This is a genomic window from Pseudomonas sp. LBUM1664 (assembly GCF_059695895.1).
Genome location: NZ_CP166791.1, coordinates 2,517,991 through 2,536,826 on the forward strand (window position 1 = coordinate 2,517,991; position 18,836 = coordinate 2,536,826).

Genomic DNA, 18,836 nt, shown 5'->3' on the forward strand with positions numbered 1-18,836 from the left:
CTGCCGGAGGTTCGCATGGCGTATTGCGCCGTGCGGGCCCTCCGTTACCCGCATATGAACGCAAGGCAAGAGGAGGTCATACCATGTCTGGTATGTCACGCGAAGAGGTTGAATCCCTCATCCAGGAAGTCCTGGAGGTTTACCCCGAAAAGGCTCGTAAGGACCGCGCCAAACACCTGGTGCCTAACGACCCGACGGTCGAACAATCCAAAAAATGCCTGACCTCGAACAAGAAATCCCTGCCAGGGTTGATGAGCATCCGCGGTTGCGCCTACGCCGGCTCCAAAGGGGTGGTCTGGGGGCCGGTCAAGGACATGATTCATATTTCCCACGGCCCGGTGGGCTGCGGCCAATATTCCCGTGCCGGTCGGCGCAATTACTACATCGGCACCACCGGTGTGAATGCCTTCGTCACCATGAACTTCACCTCTGACTTCCAGGAGAAGGACATCGTGTTCGGCGGCGACAAGAAGCTGGCCACTTTGATTGACGAAATTGAGACGCTGTTCCCGCTCAATCAGGGTATTTCGGTACAGTCCGAATGCCCCATCGGCTTGATCGGCGATGACATCGAAGCGGTGTCCAAGAAGAAGGCCGCCGAGTACGGAACTACCGTTGTTCCAGTGCGCTGCGAAGGTTTCCGGGGCGTCTCGCAATCGCTGGGGCACCACGTTGCCAACGACTCGATCCGTGACTGGGTGCTGGACAAACGCGACAACGACGACACCTTCCAGTCCACCCCGTATGACGTCTGCGTCCTGGGTGACTACAACATCGGCGGTGACGCCTGGTCGTCGCGGATCCTGCTGGAAGAAATGGGCCTGCGGGTCGTGGCCCAGTGGTCCGGTGATGGAACGTTGTCGGAAATGGAGTTGACCCCCAAGGTCAAACTCAACCTGCTGCATTGCTACCGCTCCATGAACTATATCTCCCGGCACATGGAGGAGAAATACGGCATTCCATGGTTGGAATACAACTTCTTCGGCCCGACTAAAACCATGGAGTCGTTGCGTGCCATCGCCGCGTTCTTCGATGACAGTATCAAGGCCAAGTGCGAAGAGGTGATCGCCAAGTACCAGCCCGAGTGGCAAGCGGTCATCGACCGTTTCCGTCCACGCCTGGAAGGCAAACGCGTGATGCTGTATGTCGGCGGCCTGCGTCCGCGCCACGTGATCGGGGCCTATGAGGACTTGGGCATGGAAGTGGTCGGTACCGGCTACGAGTTCGGTCATAGCGATGACTACGACCGCACCCTCAAGGAAATGGGCAACGCGACCCTGATCTACGACGATGTGACCGGCTACGAATTCGAAGAGTTTGTCAAACGCGTCAAGCCGGACCTGATCGGCGCCGGGATCAAGGAAAAGTACATCTTTCAGAAAATGGGCGTGCCGTTCCGGCAAATGCACTCCTGGGATTATTCGGGCCCTTACCACGGCTTTGATGGCTTCGCCATTTTCGCCAAGGATATGGACATGACCCTGAACAATCCGTGCTGGAAGAAAATCCACGCGCCATGGCACAAGTCCGCCGAAGCCGACGAGAAGATCGCCGCCAGCGCCTGATTGCCTGTTTGAGTATTCATCCGCTGCGGGGTTGCCCGCAGCCGATATCCGTGATCGCCGTCACAGATGAGTGAGGCGAAGGAGAGCGTCATGAGCCAGCAAGTCGACAATATCAAACCCAGCTACCCGCTGTTTCGCGAAGACGATTATCAGGACATGCTTGCCCGCAAGCGTGGGGATTTTGAAGAGGGTTACTCCCAGGCCAAAGTCGACGAGGTGTTCACCTGGACCACCAGCCTTGAATATCAGGAGCTGAACTTCAAGCGTGAAGCCCTGACCATCAACCCAGCCAAGGCTTGCCAGCCACTCGGTGCCGTGCTCTGCGCCTTGGGCTTCGAAAAGACCATGCCGTATGTGCACGGTTCCCAGGGGTGCGTGGCGTACTTCCGCTCGTACTTCAATCGTCACTTCAAGGAGCCGGTCTCCTGCGTTTCCGACTCCATGACTGAAGACGCCGCGGTATTCGGTGGCCAGCAGAACATGAAGGATGGTCTGCAAAACTGTCGCGAAACCTACAAGCCGGACATGATCGCCGTCTCTACCACCTGCATGGCCGAAGTCATCGGCGATGACCTCAACGCCTTCATCGGCAATGCCAGGCAGGGCGGTTTTCTACCGGACGATTATCCGGTGCCGTTTGCCCATACTCCAAGCTTCGTCGGCAGCCACATCACCGGCTGGGACAACATGTTCGAGGGGATCTTGCGCTACTTCACCCTCAACCACATGCAAGACAAGATTGTCGGCAGCAATCACAAGCTCAATATCGTGCCGGGCTTCGAAACCTATTTGGGCAACTTTCGGGTGATCAAGCGCATGCTCAAGGACATGGACGTGGAGTGCACGCTGCTTTCCGACCCGTCTGAGGTGCTCGATACCCCGGCCGACGGTACCTTTCGCATGTATTCGGGCGGCACCACCCAGGCTGAAATCAAGGACGCGCCCAACGCCTTCGACACCCTGCTGCTGCAGCCGCTGCAACTGGAAAAGACCCGCAAGTTCCTCGAAGGAACCTGGAACCACTCGGTGCCCAAGCTGAACATTCCCATGGGCCTGGACTGGACCGATGAGTTCCTGATGAAAGTCAGCGAAATCACCGGTCAGCCGATCCCGGAAAGTCTGGCTACCGAACGCGGTCGCCTGGTGGACATGATGACCGACTCCCATGCCTGGCTGCACGGTAAGCGCTTCGCGCTGTGGGGCGACCCGGATTACTTGCTGGGCATGGTCAAGTTCCTGCTGGAACTGGGTGCTGAGCCCATTCATATCCTGTGCAACAACAGCAACAAGCGCTGGAAAAAAGCCATGGACGCACTGCTGGCTTCTTCGCCGTACGGCAAGGGCTGCACCGTGTATGCCGGGAAGGATCTGTGGCACATGCGCTCGCTAGTGTTCACCGATAAACCGGATTTCATGATCGGCAACAGTTACGGCAAGTTCATCCAGCGCGACACGCTGCATAAAGGCAAGGCGTTCGAGGTGCCGTTGATTCGCATCGGTTTCCCGATCTTCGATCGCCATCACCTGCATCGCCAGACCACCCTGGGCTATGAAGGCGCCATGCAAATGCTGACCACGCTGGTCAACGCGGTGCTCGAACGCCTGGACGAAGAAACGCGTGTCATGCAGCTCACGGACTTCAACTACGACCTGATTCGCTGATTCTTGGTTATCGATGGCCGGGGCGGTTTAGCCCCGGTCATTCTTCTTCCCACGCCACCGGCGAGCTCTCGGGTTTGGCCGGTAGCGTCTCTCAGGTTTCATGGAGCAACGCATGCCGAGTGTCATGATCCGCCGTACCCCGCAAGGTCAGTTGACCCTTTATGTCGCCAAGAGGGATCTGGAGGAAATCGTGGTCGGCCTGGAACACGACAGTCCCGATTGCTGGGGCGGAAAAATCACCTTGGCAGACGGCACCGCCTATTATTTGGAGCCGCTGTCGACGCCGCCGCACCTGCCCATCACGTTGCGTGCCACACGTGCCAGCGAGGATTGAAGACATGTTGCCAGCCATGCATCGGTCTCGTTTACCCGAGCACTTGGCGTTGCGCATTGCCCTGGCGGCGCGTGAGCTGACGGGGGTCGATACGGCGCGGATGGTGCGGGCGTTGTTAGCCGTTACTGGCGAGCCATTGACCGATGCGCGATTGTGCCGGGTGCGCGTCTCGCGCCTGCGGGCCAGTCTGCTGAGCGTCTTGGGTGAGGACAGTGGGTCAACGCTACTACTGAGTGAGCGCCAGTTGCAGCGGGCGATCAGCCTGCTGCGCGGGCGAGGGGTGCAGATGCCAGACCCCGTGCTGCCAATCCCGCAGGCTTATCACGAAGGCGACCTGCCTGATTCGGTGCGTATCGCCTGCGCTTCGGAGCATGGCGAACGCCTGGATGCAGATTTTTCCGGCTGTACGCGTTTTCTTATCTATCAAGTCTCACCCATTGCCAGCCGCCTGATTGGCGTACGGACCCCGGAGCCGATCGCGCAAGAGCAACAGCGCCACGCCCGCCGTGCCGAACTGCTGGCGGATTGCGATCTGCTCTACACCCTGAGCATCGGTGGAGCGGCCAGTGCCCGAGTGATTCGTGCCGGCATGCATCCGATCAAGGTCCGCGAGCCGGTCGCTACACGCGAGGTCATCGAGAAACTGCAACGGGTACTGGCCCAAGGCGCTCCGCCCTGGCTTGCCAAGGCCATGGGCGCACGACCGGATCAGCGGGTTCGCTTGCGCAACGGCCACTGAACATCACTCGACCACCCTTCAGGAGATAGCCATGATCGATCAGTCGTTGTTGAACAGTGTCATCCTCGCCACCGAGAAAAGTGGCCTGGATGAGGCATTGATCGCCCGCCTGCGCGGAAATTATCCTGGCGTGCATTTCACGTATTGCAGCGACGACGACATCGCCGCCAATGCCCGTGCCGTGGCCGAGCGCGAGGCGTTCAACGTATATCTGGTCAACTCCAGCAGCCATTGCTCGGTATTGACCAACGATCCGGGCACTGCGTCGGGGATCGTCCTGGCCTACGTGACAGAGGCTTGAACGGCGCTATGGCAGACGATGAAAGCCAGAGCCTGATGCCCACCGGCGACTGTCGTGCGTGCTGTTTTCGTGACACGTTACTGGTCCAGGGGCAGTGCATACCTGCCGACATCTGTATCGCGGCCCATAGCGGGCGACAGATCGACCGCTTCTTGCGTAACAACCCCCAGCAGGCCGTCAATTATCTGGGCGACTCTTTTTGGGAGCGCCGGGCCATCGCCGTGCGTTATGCCCCTTTGGAATCTTTGGGACCCTTGATCCACGACCCTGACGAAGCCGTACGCCGCGCCGTGGCCTATCGGCTACCGCGGGAACAGTTGGTCGAGCTGATTCACGACCCGGATCGGGAAGTGCGTATCACCGTCGCCGACCGCTTGCCCCTGGACCAGCTCGAACGAATGGCCACCGACATCGATTACCTGGTTCGCGCCTACGTCGTGCAGCGCATAGCCCCTGGCCGTTTGTTCCGTTTCATGCGCGACGAAGACCGCCAGGTGCGCAAATTTGTCGCCCGCCGTCTGCCAGTGGAAAGCCTGGGCCTGATGAGCAACGACCCGGAACCGGAAGTACGCCGCCTGGTTGCTTCGCGTCTGGTCGGCGAAGACTTGCTGGACTTGCTTCACGATTGTGACTGGAGCGTGCGCCTGGCCGCTGTTGAAAACGCGCCACTCAGTGCCTTGCGTGACTTGGATGAGCAGGATCCTGAAGTTCAGGCGGCGATTGCCGAGCGCCTGTCTTGACGATGTATGGAGCAAAGCAGCGTGTTGCATACCCGACAACCGTCTGCTTTGCGACAAGCACTTAAGTAATAAAGAACTTTTAAAACAATGGCTTATTGATTGGTACAGGCTTTGCTCTCACGAATGGGTGGGCATGGGGCCCGGTGCGTGCGATGTGACAACCCTGAGGATAGGCGATGAAAGCCAAAGACATTTCCGAGTTGCTCAATGAGCCTGCTTGCGCCCATGACAAGAAGGAGAAATCCGGTTGTGCCAAATCCGCGCCGGGTGCGACCGATGGTGGCTGCGCCTTCGATGGCGCGCAGATCGCGTTGCTACCGATTGCCGACGTGGCGCATATCGTCCACGGGCCCATCGCCTGCGCCGGGAGCTCCTGGGATAACCGTGGCACGCGTTCCAGCGGGCCGCAGTTGTATCGTGTCGGCATGACCACGGATTTGAACGAGCAAGATGTGATTATGGGGCGCGGCGAAAAACGTCTGTTCCACGCCATAGGTCAGGTCGTGAAGAGCCATGCCCCGGCGGCAGTGTTCGTTTACAACACCTGCGTACCGGCACTGATTGGCGATGACGTGGATGCGGTGTGCAAGGCGGCCAGCGAACAGTTCAATACCCCGGTGGTGCCGGTGGATGCCGCCGGTTTTTACGGCACCAAGAACCTTGGCAACCGCATCGCCGGAGAAGCGATGGTCAAGTATGTGATCGGCACCCGTGAGCCCGACCCATTACCCGAGCAAAGCCAGCGAGACGGTGTTCGGGTGCATGATGTGAACTTGATTGGCGAATACAACATTGCTGGCGAGTTCTGGCATGTACTGCCGTTGCTCGATGAGTTGGGACTGCGGGTGTTGTGTACGCTGTCCGGTGATGCACGGTTTCGTGAAGTGCAGAGCATGCATGCGGCCGAAGTGAACATGATGGTCTGCTCCAAGGCCATGCTCAACGTCGCCCGAAAACTGCAGGAACGCTTCGGTACGCCGTGGTTCGAAGGCAGTTTCTACGGTATTACCGATACCTCACAATCCCTGCGCGATTTTGCCCGGCTGATCGGCGACGACGACCTCACCGCACGCACCGAAGCGCTGATCGAGCGCGAGGAAGCGAAGATTCACCGGGCGCTGGAGCCCTGGCGTGCACGACTTCAGGGCAAGCGGGTGTTGCTTTACACCGGAGGTGTGAAGTCCTGGTCGGTGGTTTCTGCCTTACAGGATCTGGGCATGAAAGTGGTGGCCACCGGCACCAAGAAATCCACCGAAGAAGACAAGGCGCGCATTCGCGAGCTGATGGGCGATGACGTGAAGATGCTCGAGGAGGGCAACCCCCGGGCCTTGTTGCGCACGGTAGAGGAGTACCGCGCCGACATCCTCATCGCGGGTGGCCGCAACATGTACACGGCACTCAAGGCGCGGATTCCGTTTCTGGATATCAACCAGGAGCGTGAATTCGGCTACGCCGGTTACATCGGCATGCTCGAACTGGTCCGCCAGCTCTGCCTGACCCTGGAAAGCCCGGTATGGGAATCGGTACGTCGTCCCGCGCCGTGGGCCGGGATACGCGAAAGTACCGTTGCGATGAGCGTCATCAGCGCCTGAGGAGATCACCATGACTGAGATCGTCAATCGCAACAAAGCCCTGGCCATCAGCCCGCTCAAGGCCAGTCAGACCATGGGCGCCGCGCTGGCCTTTCTCGGGATACAGGGCAGCATGCCATTGATGCACGGCGCTGCCGGTTGCACCGCGTTCGCCAAGGTGTTTTTCGTCCGGCATTTTCGCGAGCCGGTACCCTTGCAAACCACAGCCATGGACCAGGCTTCGTCGGTGATGGGCGCCGACGAAAATATCGTCCAGGCGCTGCAAACCATTTGCGAGAAACAGCACCCACGGCTTATCGGTCTGGTCAGCACCGGTCTGGCGGAAACTCAGGGTTGCGACCTGAACCGGGCGGTCCGTGAGTTTCGCCAGGCCTTCGATGAATTCAACGAGGTGGCCGTGGTGGCGGTCAATACCCCGGATTTCTCCGGTTGTTTCGAAAGCGGATTTGCGCTGGCAGTCAAGGCCATCATCGAAACCCTGATCCCTCACGATCACAGCCGCGTGGGCCAGCGGCCGCGCCAAGTCAACGTGCTGAGCTCAGCCAACCTGACACCCAGCGACCTGGAGTTCATCAGCGACAGCATCGAGAGCTTCGGCTTGCACGCCCTGTTGATTCCTGACGTGTCGGGCTCGCTGGATGGTCACCTGGACGCCGCTTCGTTCAACCCATTGACCACCGGCGGCCTGAGCGTGGATGAGCTGGCGAGCGCGTCCCAGAGCATCGCCACCCTGGTCGTAGGGGAAAGTCTGAACGGCGCCGCCGATGCGTTGCGGGCTTTGAGCAGCGTGCCCGATTACCGATTTGGCCTATTGCTGGGGTTGGACGCCGTGGACGCCTGGTTGATGGTGCTGGCCGATATCAGCGCCAATCCGGTTCCGGAACGCTGGCAGCGTCAACGGCGTCAGTTGCAGGATTGTATGCTCGATACCCATTTCATGCTCGGGGATGCCCGGGTGGCGATTGCTGCCGAACCTGATCTATTGCTGGGTTTCGATCGCCTGCTGCGCGGCATGGGCGCACACACGGTGAGCGCGGTGGTTCCCGCGCGTGCGCCGAGCCTGGCGAATTCACCGCTGGAGCGGATTCAGGTCGGCGATCTCCAAGACCTGGAGCACAGTGCCCGTGACGCGCAGGCGCAATTGCTGCTGGGCAACAGCCATGCCTTGGATTGTGCGCAACGCCTGGGCATCCCGCTGTTGCGCATGGGGTTTCCGCAATACGACCTGCTGGGTGGGTTTCAGCGTTGCTGGCTGGGTTATCGCGGTACCAGTCAGGTGCTGTTCGATATCGCCAACCTGGTGGTCGAGCATCATCCGGGGATCGTCGCCTACCACTCTATCTACGCACAGAAACCGACTGTGAACATCCATCAAGGGGGCACTGAGACATGAAAGGGCCGACGCGGAAGTTGCAGATAGTCGATGGTGAAGACGATGGTACGTTGCTCAAAGTGGCGTTCGCCTCAGCGGACCGAGTGCAGGTCGACCAGCACTTTGGTTCCTCCCGAGCTTTTGTGATCTACGGCGTCAATCAGGACCGGGCCAAGGTGCTTTCTGTGGCCGAGTTCGCCGAGCAGGAACAGGAGCAGGACGGCAACGAGGACAAGCTGGTCAGCAAGCTGAATCTGCTCGACGGCTGCATCGCTGTGTATTGCCGGGCCTGTGGGGCATCGGCGATACGTCAGTTGCTGAGCGTTGGCGTACAACCGGTCAAGGTTTCCCAGACCACTGATATTCAAGAGCTGATCGAGATTCTCCAGATCGAATTACGCGAAGGACCTTCGGCTTGGCTAGCGCGGGCGATCAAGCGTATCGAGGGGGCAAACGGTCAGCGTTTCCAGGCCATGGCCGATCAGGCCTGGGATGAATAGCCCAGAACATTCGCTACGAGGACACTGGCATGCATGACATAAACGAGCAGCATCAACTGGTTTCGGAAAACGACCCCGCTCTGCAGCAGCCGATCATTCGACAGATGGTCGTGCAACTGCGCTCCATGGACAGCTACGGCACCTATGACACTTGGAGCGACGTGCGGGTGGTGGACCCGCTGGTGCTGACCAAGGAACGCCGCCGCAACATTCCCATCGTTGGCGACCCGGACGAAACCACCTTGTCCCGGGTCAAGGCGTACTACAACGCCATCGCCCAGATGATGGAGCGTGAAACCGGCTTGCTGGCGGTGCCATTCATCAACATCAGCCACGAAGGGTTTGGCCGGGCAATGATCGTAGTCGGAAAGCTGGTTGCTTTGGACAAGACCTTGCGCGATGTGCACCGCTTCGGCTTCGACTCTCTGGACGCGTTGATCGAGGAGTCGGAAAAGGTGCTGGGTAAGGCGACCCTGTTGATTGCAGAACACCGCACGGTGGCCGAGCTTTAACACCCGTAGCAAGGCGATGTTTACCGCGGCGCCGTACCGTGGCTGTCGTCGGATGGAAAGAGGAGGACGGTGACGATGACTGATGAACAACTCAAGGCCCTGCAGAAAGAAGTCAGCCAGAAAAAACGCATCGCCACCGAGTGGGCGGCGCAGATTCACGACCTGGTAGAGGATCGTCTGCTGATTGACTACAGCCAGTTGCCGCAACTGGCGATGCAAACCCATCAGGCCTGTGAAGACTGGGCCCAAGCGCGCAAACGGCTGGAACAGGCGGGCTGAAGGAGATCAGTATGGAACAGGCAGTGGTGACCGGGCTGACCCGGGGAGGCGGTGAGTGGACGCCGCATTTTGTGATATCAGTGGATGCGAAGAAGTGCATCGGCTGTGGACGCTGCTACAAGGTTTGTCCGCGAAATGTCTTTGCATTGATTGAGCGCAGTAGCGTGCTTGAGGATGAGGACGATTATGACGAGGACGACGAAATGCAGGTCATGAGCGTACAGGACGGCATGGATTGTATCGGCTGCATGTCCTGCGCCCGGGTCTGCCCCAAGCAGTGTCATACCCATGAAGCACTTGCGATTTAAGGAAGGAGCCATGGTCACATCCGACTTCCCTATATTCGTTGTTCAGGCACACTTGCTCGACGCTGAGCCCTGGAACGAAAAACTGACCCCGGCGGCGCTGTGATAGCCCTCGGTGAGTCGCGCCTTTACGACTGGCTGCTGGGGGGCGTGAATGACGCCACCGCTGTGCAGCAAGTGTGTCTGGGCCTCAACTGGACCATCGCCCAAGTCGAGGGCAGTCTCGGCTTCGCGTTCAGCCCACGTCAAGTGCCGCGCACGCTGAGCTGGGCCGGCACCCTCAAGGACCAGCCGAGCCAGACCCTGCGTCGGTGGTTGTTGTCCTGGAATGATGCCGAAGCGGCGGTCGGCTTGGCGGTGCTCAATGCCTGTATCAACACCCCGCTTGGTTGCGCGAGCCAGGCGCAGCTGATTCTTGAGGATGTGCCCGGTCATCTGCGGGTTTTCGCTCACTTTCGTCCGCAACTGCTGGGCCGCAAGGTCGTGGTCATTGGTCATTACCCGGGTCTTGAAACGCTCTGGCAGGGCTTCCCTTATACCTGCCTTGAGCGGCAGCAGCAGGAGGGCGACCTGCCGGACAGCGCCGCCGAGTACCTGCTGCCCACTGCTGACTGGGTATTTATCAGCGCCAGTAGTATCGCCAACAAAACCCTGCCGCGGTTGCTGGAGTTGAGCTGTCATGCCCAAGTGGTACTGATGGGGCCGAGCCTGCCCTGGTTGCGGGAATGGCAGCAGTTCGGTGTTAACTATCTGGCGGGCGTTCGCGTGCTCGATGCTCAAGCAGCACTGCGGGTCGCCGCCGAAGGCGGTGGCACCCGTTTGTTCAGCGGGCCGGTGCAATACGCGCTGTTGGCACTCGATGCCTGAAGAAACAGCTCACTCGTAGCGGCGCGTGGAGCCGTGCCCCACGCGCGTCGGGATCACGCGCGCAGCAGCGCCTTGACCATTTTTTCCGATAATTGATCTTCCGTGAACTGTGGTTCGTTCGGCGGATAGAGCGATGCTTCGTCGATGTTGAAGCCGTTCTCTTTACCGAGCGCGAGCACTTCGCGAATTTTTTCGCAGGATTTCAGTTTCTCGCCCAGGGCCTGATCGGCGCGGGCCTTCTGCGAAAAAGATTTGATGACTTTGACAGGCATGCTGTTGTTCTCTCTCTGTTGCGGTTGGAGGAGCAAGGCGACAGCGCCTTACACTGGCTCCATTGCAACTTGGATGCCTGAACTAATCTTTTTTAATCAATATGTTGCGTTGTTGTATTTATAGCATTGTCGGGATTGCGACAAGCCGCAGCGACGCATTGCGTACAGTCGGCAGCGGTGCTCAATGCGTAGCGTCGTCTGGTGACGATGACGGTGAACAGGCGATCGCCACTGGAACGCCCTCACCAGTGTCATAAAGCCTACAAAAAAATGCTGTTGTTGCCCTGATCGTCTTGATCCCGACATCGGGGCGTCCAGGTCTTGCAGGGTTTCTACAAGATTTGATGCTGGCACACATACTGCTTCGGGCTATGGCTATATATAAATCTATATAGCGAATAATTGAGTCGGAAAACGCAAACAGATAACCCTTTGTCTTTGTAGTAATGACAAGTATTCTCGTTTGAGCTTTCTTCGTCCCGTCACAGTAGGTCAACGATCATGCCCCAGCTCCAGAATGCTTCAGTGTCACTGTTGGACAGTTTCGCTTTCGCTCGCGACGGCTTCGTTGTGCAGCGTCAATGTTTGGCGCCGGGGCTGATCGACCAGCAGACCGGAGCGGTTGCGGCCTACCTGTTGCGAGCCAATCCCCAGCAGGGAGTGGGCGGGCGTATCCACCCGCAAATCATGCGTCGCCGCCAGGCCTATGAATGTCAGGCCAGCAGCGCAATCATGACGCTTGTGCATCACGACAGATTATTGGGCATTCTCAACATGCTGGCGGGGGAGCGCAGCTATCCGGTAGGCATCGGCTCGCCGGAAAGCACCCAGCAATTGCGCACCTGCCACGCGTGCGACCCCGATGCGACGCCGCACATCAGCGCCTGGATTGCTTTGCGGGCGATTCCGCTGGAGGCTGGGCTCAGCGTGTTTCCCGGCAGCCACACCAATAATCGTCAGTGCTTGCAGCGCCTGTTGGCCGCGGATTCACAGCTCGCCGCCACCTTGCAGCAGATGCGCGAAGAGGGTGCCAGCCTTGAGGCTTGGCAGGCGTTGGAAATCCGCCTGCTGGAGGGCGCCCGTACGCTGCAAAAGCACCTGGTCGACCAGGCTCCGCGGCTGTTGGCGCTGAACAAAGGCGATGTCTTGATTCAGCAGCAAGGGTTGCTGGTCAACGCGCCGAGCCTGGACAGCCGCAGTTGCCTGATCGCTCGTTACAGTTCGGCCAACCTGCATCTCAATCATTATTTCAGCGATACCGAACTGGAGCCGAGCTGAGGTTTGGCGTCTGTGGCCGGGCGCAGTTTATAGCCCACGATCAGACCCAGCGCCAGCATGCCGACTCCGGCGGCGCTGAAGGCGCCTTGTACCGAGGTGCCACTTGCCAGAGCACCGGTCAAGGCACTGCCGATGGGCATGCAACCGACATAGCCAACGCTGTACAAGGCCATGACCCGACCGCGCAGAGCATCAGGCAGCAGGCTTTGCAAGAGGATGCCGTTGGTGGTGACGCAGGCCACCAGACTCGCGCCGGCTGCGATCAACAGCGGCCAGGCCAGTTCGATCCGATGATTGCCGGCAAACCCCAGACAGCACAGACCGAAGATCAGTGCGCCGCCGCCGATGATGTTCTCCAACCGCCAATGGCTGCGTCGCGCCGCCAGCAGTAGGGTGGCCAGCAACGCGCCCAGCCCGGAAGCGCCGAGCAGTTGACCCAGCCCGACAGGCCCCATGCCGAACACATTCTGTGCATAGACCGGCAACAGTGACATGAACGGTGCCAATCCCAGGCTGCTGCCCGCGCCGCACACAAACAGCCAACGGGCCGCCGGCGTCTGTCGGATCCACTGCCTGGCCTGTCGAATGCCGATCTCCGGCATACGAGGTGTTGGCAATTGGGGCATACGCCACAGGCTGTACAGCGCTGGTAGATAACTCAGGGCGTTGAGGGCAAAACACATCTGCGCCCCGAACTGCGCAAACACCACCCCGGCCAATGGCGGCCCAATCAGGCGCGCGGCATTGAAGGACAGTGAGTTCAGCGCCAGTGCATTGCCCTGCATGTCCCTGGCTTGCAGGAGACTGCCGAGCAGAGCCTGGCGCACTGGTATTTCCACCGCATTGAGCAGGCCAAGCGCCAATGCCGCGCTCAACAGCACTTCGATGTGCCAGACATGCCAGGCCGTCAGCAGCGCCAAGCCTGCGGCCAGCAGCGCGCCGAGGGTCTGACAGACCAGCAGCAACGGGTGCCGAGCATGGCTGTCCGCCCAAACGCCAGCCAGAGGGCCGATTAACAGCAGAGGCAACTGGCCGAAAGCGACCACCAGTGTCAGCGCCCAGGTCGAACCGGTCTGGGACCAGGCCAGCCATGACAAGACCATCTGCTGCATCCAGTTGCCGATCTGGGAGATGCCCTGGCCGATGAAGTAGCGTCGGTAATCAGGCTGGCCCAATGCGCGGAACATATGTCGAAACATCTCATTTTCCTCGCATAAACCCGAACACCGTTATCTGATTGGATGTGAATTCATGCAGGAGCAACGGTCTTCGTCCCTTGATTTTGTCCGTCCGACAAAAACATAAGGCTCAGAGCGGTTGACCCCGCAAGGAACCCTCAAGACCTGTGTGCAAGGCACGGGCCAGCCCGCTGTGCCGTGCTGTCGCAGGCCAAGGCGAAGCTGTGTCGTGAACCCGACAAGAGCGGCCGATGGTCTTGTTCACGACACCCGGCTTGTGTCAGTGGTGGTTTCTATCTTATTGATTTTAAGCATGAAAAATCGTTGGTATGCGCTGGCATCGGGCTTGCACCGGAACCTTTGCAAAGTCGGAACATGCAACGGCTGCGGCCGAGGAGAGATGCCAATGATCACCATGACAGAAAGCGCGATGGCGGCGTTGAACCGCTTTATGAGCGGCACCGAAAAGCCCGTGGCCGGGCTGCGAATCCGGGTCGAAAGCGGTGGCTGCTCGGGCCTCAAATACAGTCTGAAGCTGGAGCAGAGCGGTAATGCCGATGACCAGACTGTCGACTGCCACGGCATTACCTTGTTGATCGATGAAGCCAGCGCACCATTGCTCGGTGGCGTGACCATGGATTTCGTCGAAGGCATGGAAGGTAGTGGCTTTACCTTCGCCAACCCGAATGCCACCAGCAGTTGCGGCTGCGGTAAATCTTTCGCCTGCTAGGCAACCACGCAATTGCCGGCATTGTCGGCAACCCTGGATTCATCGGGAGATCAGCCGTCATGTGGGACTACTCAGAGAAAGTAAAGGAACACTTCTACAACCCGAGAAATGCCGGCGCGGTGGAAAGCTCCAATGCCACCGGCGATGTCGGTTCCCTCAGTTGCGGCGATGCGCTGCGCTTGACCCTCAAGGTCGATGTGAAAACCGACATCATCCTTGATGCAGGTTTCCAGACCTTCGGTTGCGGCTCGGCGATTGCCTCGTCCTCGGCCCTGACCGAAATGGTCAAGGGCCTGACCCTCGACGATGCTCTGAAGATCAGCAACCAGGACATCGCCGATTACCTCGATGGTCTGCCACCGGAAAAGATGCATTGCTCGGTCATGGGCCGTGAAGCCTTGCGCGCAGCGGTGGCCGATTTTCGTGGCGAAGCGCTGGAAGACGACCACGAAGAGGGCGCACTGATTTGCAAATGCTTTGCCGTGGATGAAGTGATGGTGCGTGACACCATACGCGCCAACAATCTGTCCAGCGTCGAAGATGTTACCAACTACACCAAGGCCGGTGGCGGCTGCTCCTCCTGTCATGAAGGCATCGAACGGATTCTGGTGGAAGAACTGGCCGCCCGCGGTGAGAGCTTCGTCGCCGCGCCGACCCGTGCCAAGACTGGTAAGAAACTGCAGATCGTGCCCCTGGAAATGCCCGAAGTCGCGCCGGCGGCCCCTGCCGAAGCGACTCCCGCACCGGTTGCTGGCACGGCAGCCCCCAAGCTGGGTACGTTGCAGCGTGTGCGGCGCATTGAGGCCGTGCTGGAAGCGATCCGCCCCAACCTGCAACGGGATAACGGCGACGTCGAGTTGCTGGATATCGATGGCAAGAACGTCTACGTCAAGCTCAGTGGTGCCTGCACCGGTTGCCAGCTGGCGAGTATGACCTTGAGTGGCATCCAGCAGCGGCTGATGGAAGAGCTCGGTGAGTTCATCAAGGTGGTGCCAATGAGTTCGGCAGACTCACTCAACGCGCAAGAGGTGTGAGATGAATAGTGTCTATCTGGACAACAACGCTACCACCCGCGTCGACGACGAAGTGGTGCAAGCCATGCTGCCGTACTTCACTGAACAGTTCGGTAACCCTTCGTCGATGCACAGTTTTGGCAACCAGGTCGGCCTGGCTCTGAAGACGGCTCGGCAGAGCATACAGAAACTGATCGGTGCCGAGCATGACTCGGAGATCATCTTCACCTCTTGCGGTACCGAGTCCGACACCACGGCGATACTCTCCGCGATCCGCGCCCAGCCGGAACGCAAGACCATCATTACCACCACCGTGGAACATCCGGCGGTGTTGGGCCTCTGTGATCACCTGGCAATCGAAGGCTATGCCGTGCACAAACTCAAGGTCGACAAGCGCGGACGTCTGAGCCTTGACGAATATGCCAGCCTGCTCAGCGATGATGTGGCGATCGTTTCGGTGATGTGGGCCAACAATGAAACCGGAACGTTCTTCCCGGTGGAGGAAATGGCGCTGATGGCCGACGAAGCCGGGGTCATGTTCCATACCGATGCGGTCCAGGCAGTCGGCAAGATCCCGCTGGATCTACAACACTCCTCGATCCATATGTTGTCGCTGTCCGGTCACAAGCTGCATGCGCCCAAGGGCATAGGTGTGTTGTATCTGCGTCGCGGCACACGGTTTCGTCCGCTGCTGCGCGGCGGTCATCAGGAGCGAGGTCGGCGTGCCGGTACCGAGAATGCTGCATCCATCGTCGGCCTGGGTGTGGCCGCCGAACGCGCACTGGCTTTCATGGACCACGAAAACACTGAAGTGCGCCGGCTGCGGGACAAACTCGAAGCGGCGGTGCTCGCTGCGGTGCCTTATTCGTTCGTCACCGGCGACCCCGGCAACCGCTTGCCCAACACTGCCAACATCGCCTTCGAGTACATCGAGGGCGAAGCCATCCTGCTGCTGTTGAACAAAGTTGGCATCGCTGCGTCCAGTGGCTCGGCCTGCACCTCGGGTTCGTTGGAACCTTCCCATGTGATGCGCGCCATGGACATCCCGTATACCGCCGCCCACGGCACGGTGCGTTTCTCGTTATCGCGCTACACCACCGAAGCGGAGATCGACCATGTGATCCGTGAGGTGCCGGCCATTGTCGCGAAACTGCGCAAGCTTTCCCCTTATTGGAGTGGCAACGGTCCTGCGGTGGAAAACGATCAAGGTTTCGCCCCCGTTTATGCCTGAGATTCGGACAGCATCGCTTTATCCGTGGAGGTACGCATGAACACGGTGATCGTTGATGACACCACCTTGCGAGATGGTGAACAAAGCGCAGGTGTGGCATTCAATGCCGAAGAGAAAATCGCCATTGCCCGAGGCCTCTGTGAGTTGGGCGTGCCGGAACTTGAAATCGGCATCCCCAGTATGGGCGAGGAGGAGCGTGAAGTGATGCGCGCCATTGCCAGTCTGGGGTTGCCCGCGCGCCTGCTGGCCTGGTGCCGGATGTGTGACAGCGATTTGTTGGCCGCCCTGGACAGTGGCGTGGGCATGGTGGACCTGTCGCTGCCGGTCTCGGACCTGATGCTCAAACACAAGCTGGGTCGGGATCGCAACTGGGCGCTGGGTGAGGTCCGGCGCCTGGTGGAGCAGGCGCGCATGGCCGGGCTGGACGTGTGCCTGGGTTGCGAAGACGCCTCTCGGGCTGATCTGGATTTCATCGTGCGCATCGGTGAAGTGGCACAGCAGGCCGGCGCGATCCGGCTGCGCTTTGCCGACACGGTGGGGGTAATGGAGCCGTTCATGATGTACGAGCAGTTTCGTTTTCTGTCCAAGCGCCTGGATATGGAGCTTGAAGTTCATGCCCACGATGATTTCGGCTTGGCCACGGCCAATACCCTCGCGGCAGTGAAGGGCGGAGCCACCCATATCAATACCACCGTCAACGGTCTGGGCGAACGCGCCGGCAATGCCGCACTGGAAGAATGCGCCCTGGCGCTCAAACATCTGCACGGCATCGACACCGGTATCGATCTGCGGCGCCTGCCAGTGATTTCCGAAGTGGTGGCCAAGGCCTCCGGGCGAGCAGTGTCGTGGCATAAAAGTATTGTCGGCGAAGGCGTCTTCACCCATGAGGCCGGCATCCATGTCGACGGCCTGCTTAAACATCGAAGCAACTACGAAGGGCTCAATCCCGATGAGGTCGGCCGCAGTCACAGCATGGTTTTGGGCAAGCATTCCGGTGCGCACATGGTGCAGCTCAGCTACCAGGAGTTGGGCATCACGTTACTGGACTGGCAGACCTCGGTGTTGTTGGCGCGGATTCGCCGTTTCTCTACCCAGACCAAGCGCAGCCCCCAACCCCGGGACCTGCATGCGTTCTACAGCCAGATGTGCGCCGATAGCGCACCGCTGGCCGTGGGGTTGTCATGAGCCTGCTGAGCGAGTGGCGCGAAGACTTGGGGTGCGTGTTCCAGCGCGACCCGGCGGCGCGCTCGCGTCTTGAAGTATTGACGACCTATCCGGGTGTGCATGCGGTGATGTTGTATCGCATCAGTCATCGTCTGTGGCGGCGGGAGTGGCGTTACCCGGCGCGTCTGCTGGCATTCTTCGCCCGCCTGCTGAGCAACGTCGATATCCATCCGGGTGCCCGCATCGGTGCGCGGCTGTTCATTGACCATGGCGCGTGCGTGGTGATTGGCGAAACAGCTGAAATCGGCTGCGACGTGACGCTCTATCACGGTGTGACCCTGGGCGGCACTAGCTGGCGCAAGGGCAAGCGCCATCCGACCTTGGGCGACGGCGTGATGGTCGGCGCCGGGGCAAAGGTTCTCGGACCGATAACCCTGGGCGATCACGTCCGGGTCGGCGCCAATTCGGTGGTGGTCGAAGACGTGCCTGCCGACTGCACGGTGGTAGGCATTCCCGGAAAGGTCGTGAGGCTGCGCCAAGGCCAACTGAATCCTTACGGCATCGACCTGGATCACCACCTGATTCCCGATCCGGTGGGCAAGGCCATCGCTTGTCTGCTGGCGCGGATCGACGTGCTCGAACGCAAGGTCGAATCCCGGGAGGTACGGGTCTCCAGGTATGCGCCCAATCCCTATGAAAGCTGCGAGCCGGACAACCAGTTCTGCGAGACCGATTGTCCCGGTGGCGCCATTGCCCTGGTGAATAGCACCTTGCGTCGCAACAAGAATATCGGTGTGTGAGCGGCCGCTACCCATCCATTTATCCAACGCGGAGATACGACCAATGAATCTGCAGTCAATCGTTGCGGTGGACGACGAAACCCTCGATGAGGCCATGGCGGAGCTGGTTTCGGCCGAGGACTTCCTGGAATTTTTCAAAGTGCCATTCGAGTCTGGGGTGGTGCAGGTCAACCGTCTGCACATCATGCAGCGCTACCACGATTACCTGACCAGCGCTGGTGACCTGCAAGATCAGCCGGACCTATTGCGCCGGGCGATCTACAGCCAGTTGCTCGGCCGCGCCTACACCGACTTTGTCGCTTCCGATGCGCAGACCGAGAAGGTGTTCAAGGTTTTCAAGATGAACGAACCGCAAGTCACCTTCGTTTCCATCGACGATCTGTTGAGCTGAAGAGGGCGATC

General features: G+C 59.5%; 22 protein-coding genes. 20 read left to right on the plus strand and 2 right to left on the minus strand.

Annotated features, from left to right (window positions below):
- Positions 1-83: 83 nt before the first annotated feature.
- The 13 genes from nifD to ACA047_RS11940 all read left to right on the plus strand — a co-directional run bounded on the left by nifD (position 84) and on the right by ACA047_RS11940 (position 10,768).
- Positions 84-1,565 (plus strand): nitrogenase molybdenum-iron protein alpha chain, encoded by a 1,482-nt coding sequence (gene nifD, locus ACA047_RS11880; RefSeq protein ID WP_497359370.1) that lies wholly within the window; start codon positions 84-86, stop codon positions 1,563-1,565.
- Positions 1,566-1,655: 90 nt separating this feature from the next.
- A complete protein-coding gene (nifK, locus tag ACA047_RS11885) occupies positions 1,656-3,227 on the plus strand; it encodes a nitrogenase molybdenum-iron protein subunit beta (protein WP_497359371.1) in 1,572 nt (523 codons plus the stop codon).
- A 112-nt stretch (positions 3,228-3,339) separates the two neighbouring features.
- Positions 3,340-3,561: a putative nitrogen fixation protein NifT gene (nifT, locus tag ACA047_RS11890; RefSeq protein ID WP_497359372.1), complete on the plus strand. Its 222-nt coding sequence runs from the start codon at positions 3,340-3,342 to the stop codon at positions 3,559-3,561.
- A 4-nt stretch (positions 3,562-3,565) separates the two neighbouring features.
- Entirely contained in the window at positions 3,566-4,300 is a 735-nt protein-coding gene (locus ACA047_RS11895; protein ID WP_497359373.1) for a dinitrogenase iron-molybdenum cofactor biosynthesis protein, read from the plus strand.
- A 31-nt stretch (positions 4,301-4,331) separates the two neighbouring features.
- Complete coding sequence (locus ACA047_RS11900) at positions 4,332-4,601, plus strand: DUF6129 family protein (protein WP_497359374.1); 270 nt, start codon at positions 4,332-4,334, stop codon at positions 4,599-4,601.
- Between the two features lie 8 nt (positions 4,602-4,609).
- Positions 4,610-5,341: a 4Fe4S-binding leucine-rich repeat protein gene (locus ACA047_RS11905; protein ID WP_497359375.1), complete on the plus strand. Its 732-nt coding sequence runs from the start codon at positions 4,610-4,612 to the stop codon at positions 5,339-5,341.
- Positions 5,342-5,517: 176 nt separating this feature from the next.
- Positions 5,518-6,933: a nitrogenase iron-molybdenum cofactor biosynthesis protein NifE gene (nifE, locus tag ACA047_RS11910; protein WP_497359376.1), complete on the plus strand. Its 1,416-nt coding sequence runs from the start codon at positions 5,518-5,520 to the stop codon at positions 6,931-6,933.
- 10 nt (positions 6,934-6,943) lie between these two features.
- Complete coding sequence (nifN, locus tag ACA047_RS11915; protein ID WP_497359377.1) at positions 6,944-8,326, plus strand: nitrogenase iron-molybdenum cofactor biosynthesis protein NifN; 1,383 nt, start codon at positions 6,944-6,946, stop codon at positions 8,324-8,326.
- Complete coding sequence (locus ACA047_RS11920) at positions 8,323-8,805, plus strand: NifB/NifX family molybdenum-iron cluster-binding protein (protein ID WP_497359378.1); 483 nt, start codon at positions 8,323-8,325, stop codon at positions 8,803-8,805. The genes nifN and ACA047_RS11920 overlap by 4 nt, the downstream gene beginning before the upstream one ends.
- A gap of 29 nt (positions 8,806-8,834) precedes the next feature.
- A complete protein-coding gene (locus tag ACA047_RS11925) occupies positions 8,835-9,317 on the plus strand; it encodes a NifX-associated nitrogen fixation protein (protein WP_497359379.1) in 483 nt (160 codons plus the stop codon).
- Positions 9,318-9,392: 75 nt separating this feature from the next.
- A complete protein-coding gene (locus ACA047_RS11930) occupies positions 9,393-9,596 on the plus strand; it encodes a CCE_0567 family metalloprotein (RefSeq protein ID WP_497359380.1) in 204 nt (67 codons plus the stop codon).
- 11 nt (positions 9,597-9,607) lie between these two features.
- A complete protein-coding gene (fdxB, locus tag ACA047_RS11935; protein ID WP_497359381.1) occupies positions 9,608-9,904 on the plus strand; it encodes a ferredoxin III, nif-specific in 297 nt (98 codons plus the stop codon).
- 99 nt (positions 9,905-10,003) lie between these two features.
- Positions 10,004-10,768: a Rossmann-like domain-containing protein gene (locus tag ACA047_RS11940; RefSeq protein WP_497359382.1), complete on the plus strand. Its 765-nt coding sequence runs from the start codon at positions 10,004-10,006 to the stop codon at positions 10,766-10,768.
- 53 nt (positions 10,769-10,821) lie between these two features.
- Here ACA047_RS11940 and ACA047_RS11945 read toward each other — a convergent pair whose 3' ends face one another.
- A complete protein-coding gene (locus ACA047_RS11945; protein WP_497359383.1) occupies positions 10,822-11,040 on the minus strand; it encodes a Nif11-like leader peptide family natural product precursor in 219 nt (72 codons plus the stop codon).
- 501 nt (positions 11,041-11,541) lie between these two features.
- On the opposite strand from ACA047_RS11945, the gene ACA047_RS11950 reads away from it, so the two are divergent.
- Entirely contained in the window at positions 11,542-12,318 is a 777-nt protein-coding gene (locus ACA047_RS11950; RefSeq protein WP_497359384.1) for a 2OG-Fe(II) oxygenase family protein, read from the plus strand.
- On the opposite strand, the gene ACA047_RS11955 is transcribed toward ACA047_RS11950, so the two are convergent.
- Positions 12,285-13,517 carry an MFS transporter gene (locus ACA047_RS11955; RefSeq protein ID WP_497359385.1) on the minus strand — a complete coding sequence of 411 codons (1,233 nt, stop codon included), beginning with the start codon at positions 13,515-13,517 and terminating at the stop codon, positions 12,285-12,287. The two genes, ACA047_RS11950 and ACA047_RS11955, sit on opposite strands and share 34 nt — an antisense overlap.
- A 385-nt stretch (positions 13,518-13,902) precedes the next feature.
- Here ACA047_RS11955 and ACA047_RS11960 point away from each other — a divergent pair, with 385 nt between their 5' ends.
- From ACA047_RS11960 to nifW, 6 genes are read left to right on the plus strand one after another with little or no spacing between them, the layout of a single operon-like run.
- Positions 13,903-14,226, plus strand: a complete 324-nt coding sequence (locus ACA047_RS11960; protein WP_497359386.1) for a HesB/IscA family protein — start codon at positions 13,903-13,905, stop codon at positions 14,224-14,226.
- A 59-nt stretch (positions 14,227-14,285) separates the two neighbouring features.
- Positions 14,286-15,260: a Fe-S cluster assembly protein NifU gene (nifU, locus tag ACA047_RS11965; RefSeq protein ID WP_497359387.1), complete on the plus strand. Its 975-nt coding sequence runs from the start codon at positions 14,286-14,288 to the stop codon at positions 15,258-15,260.
- A 1-nt stretch (position 15,261) separates the two neighbouring features.
- The gene (gene nifS / locus ACA047_RS11970) at positions 15,262-16,470 is read left to right on the plus strand and encodes a cysteine desulfurase NifS (RefSeq protein WP_497359388.1); all 1,209 of its coding nucleotides are present in this window, start codon (positions 15,262-15,264) and stop codon (positions 16,468-16,470) included.
- A 36-nt stretch (positions 16,471-16,506) separates the two neighbouring features.
- Complete coding sequence (gene nifV, locus ACA047_RS11975) at positions 16,507-17,655, plus strand: homocitrate synthase (protein WP_497359389.1); 1,149 nt, start codon at positions 16,507-16,509, stop codon at positions 17,653-17,655.
- Positions 17,652-18,434, plus strand: a complete 783-nt coding sequence (gene cysE, locus ACA047_RS11980) for a serine O-acetyltransferase (RefSeq protein ID WP_497359390.1) — start codon at positions 17,652-17,654, stop codon at positions 18,432-18,434. The genes nifV and cysE overlap by 4 nt, the downstream gene beginning before the upstream one ends.
- A gap of 43 nt (positions 18,435-18,477) precedes the next feature.
- Positions 18,478-18,825: a nitrogenase-stabilizing/protective protein NifW gene (gene nifW / locus ACA047_RS11985; protein WP_497359391.1), complete on the plus strand. Its 348-nt coding sequence runs from the start codon at positions 18,478-18,480 to the stop codon at positions 18,823-18,825.
- Positions 18,826-18,836 lie beyond the last annotated feature (11 nt).

What these genes read in the sequence shown, in the direction of transcription:
- nifD (WP_497359370.1), top strand. Translation starts at nt 84, where the DNA reads ATGTCTGGTATGTCACGCGAAGAGGTTGAATCCCTCATCCAGGAAGTC.
- nifK (WP_497359371.1), top strand. Translation starts at nt 1,656, where the DNA reads ATGAGCCAGCAAGTCGACAATATCAAACCCAGCTACCCGCTGTTTCGC.
- nifT (WP_497359372.1), top strand. Translation starts at nt 3,340, where the DNA reads ATGCCGAGTGTCATGATCCGCCGTACCCCGCAAGGTCAGTTGACCCTT.
- ACA047_RS11895 (WP_497359373.1), top strand. Translation starts at nt 3,566, where the DNA reads ATGTTGCCAGCCATGCATCGGTCTCGTTTACCCGAGCACTTGGCGTTG.
- ACA047_RS11900 (WP_497359374.1), top strand. Translation starts at nt 4,332, where the DNA reads ATGATCGATCAGTCGTTGTTGAACAGTGTCATCCTCGCCACCGAGAAA.
- ACA047_RS11905 (WP_497359375.1), top strand. Translation starts at nt 4,610, where the DNA reads ATGGCAGACGATGAAAGCCAGAGCCTGATGCCCACCGGCGACTGTCGT.
- nifE (WP_497359376.1), top strand. Translation starts at nt 5,518, where the DNA reads ATGAAAGCCAAAGACATTTCCGAGTTGCTCAATGAGCCTGCTTGCGCC.
- nifN (WP_497359377.1), top strand. Translation starts at nt 6,944, where the DNA reads ATGACTGAGATCGTCAATCGCAACAAAGCCCTGGCCATCAGCCCGCTC.
- ACA047_RS11920 (WP_497359378.1), top strand. Translation starts at nt 8,323, where the DNA reads ATGAAAGGGCCGACGCGGAAGTTGCAGATAGTCGATGGTGAAGACGAT.
- ACA047_RS11925 (WP_497359379.1), top strand. Translation starts at nt 8,835, where the DNA reads ATGCATGACATAAACGAGCAGCATCAACTGGTTTCGGAAAACGACCCC.
- ACA047_RS11930 (WP_497359380.1), top strand. Translation starts at nt 9,393, where the DNA reads ATGACTGATGAACAACTCAAGGCCCTGCAGAAAGAAGTCAGCCAGAAA.
- fdxB (WP_497359381.1), top strand. Translation starts at nt 9,608, where the DNA reads ATGGAACAGGCAGTGGTGACCGGGCTGACCCGGGGAGGCGGTGAGTGG.
- ACA047_RS11945 (WP_497359383.1), bottom strand. Translation starts at nt 11,040, where the DNA reads ATGCCTGTCAAAGTCATCAAATCTTTTTCGCAGAAGGCCCGCGCCGAT.
- ACA047_RS11950 (WP_497359384.1), top strand. Translation starts at nt 11,542, where the DNA reads ATGCCCCAGCTCCAGAATGCTTCAGTGTCACTGTTGGACAGTTTCGCT.
- ACA047_RS11955 (WP_497359385.1), bottom strand. Translation starts at nt 13,517, where the DNA reads ATGTTTCGACATATGTTCCGCGCATTGGGCCAGCCTGATTACCGACGC.
- ACA047_RS11960 (WP_497359386.1), top strand. Translation starts at nt 13,903, where the DNA reads ATGATCACCATGACAGAAAGCGCGATGGCGGCGTTGAACCGCTTTATG.
- nifU (WP_497359387.1), top strand. Translation starts at nt 14,286, where the DNA reads ATGTGGGACTACTCAGAGAAAGTAAAGGAACACTTCTACAACCCGAGA.
- nifS (WP_497359388.1), top strand. Translation starts at nt 15,262, where the DNA reads ATGAATAGTGTCTATCTGGACAACAACGCTACCACCCGCGTCGACGAC.
- nifV (WP_497359389.1), top strand. Translation starts at nt 16,507, where the DNA reads ATGAACACGGTGATCGTTGATGACACCACCTTGCGAGATGGTGAACAA.
- cysE (WP_497359390.1), top strand. Translation starts at nt 17,652, where the DNA reads ATGAGCCTGCTGAGCGAGTGGCGCGAAGACTTGGGGTGCGTGTTCCAG.
- nifW (WP_497359391.1), top strand. Translation starts at nt 18,478, where the DNA reads ATGAATCTGCAGTCAATCGTTGCGGTGGACGACGAAACCCTCGATGAG.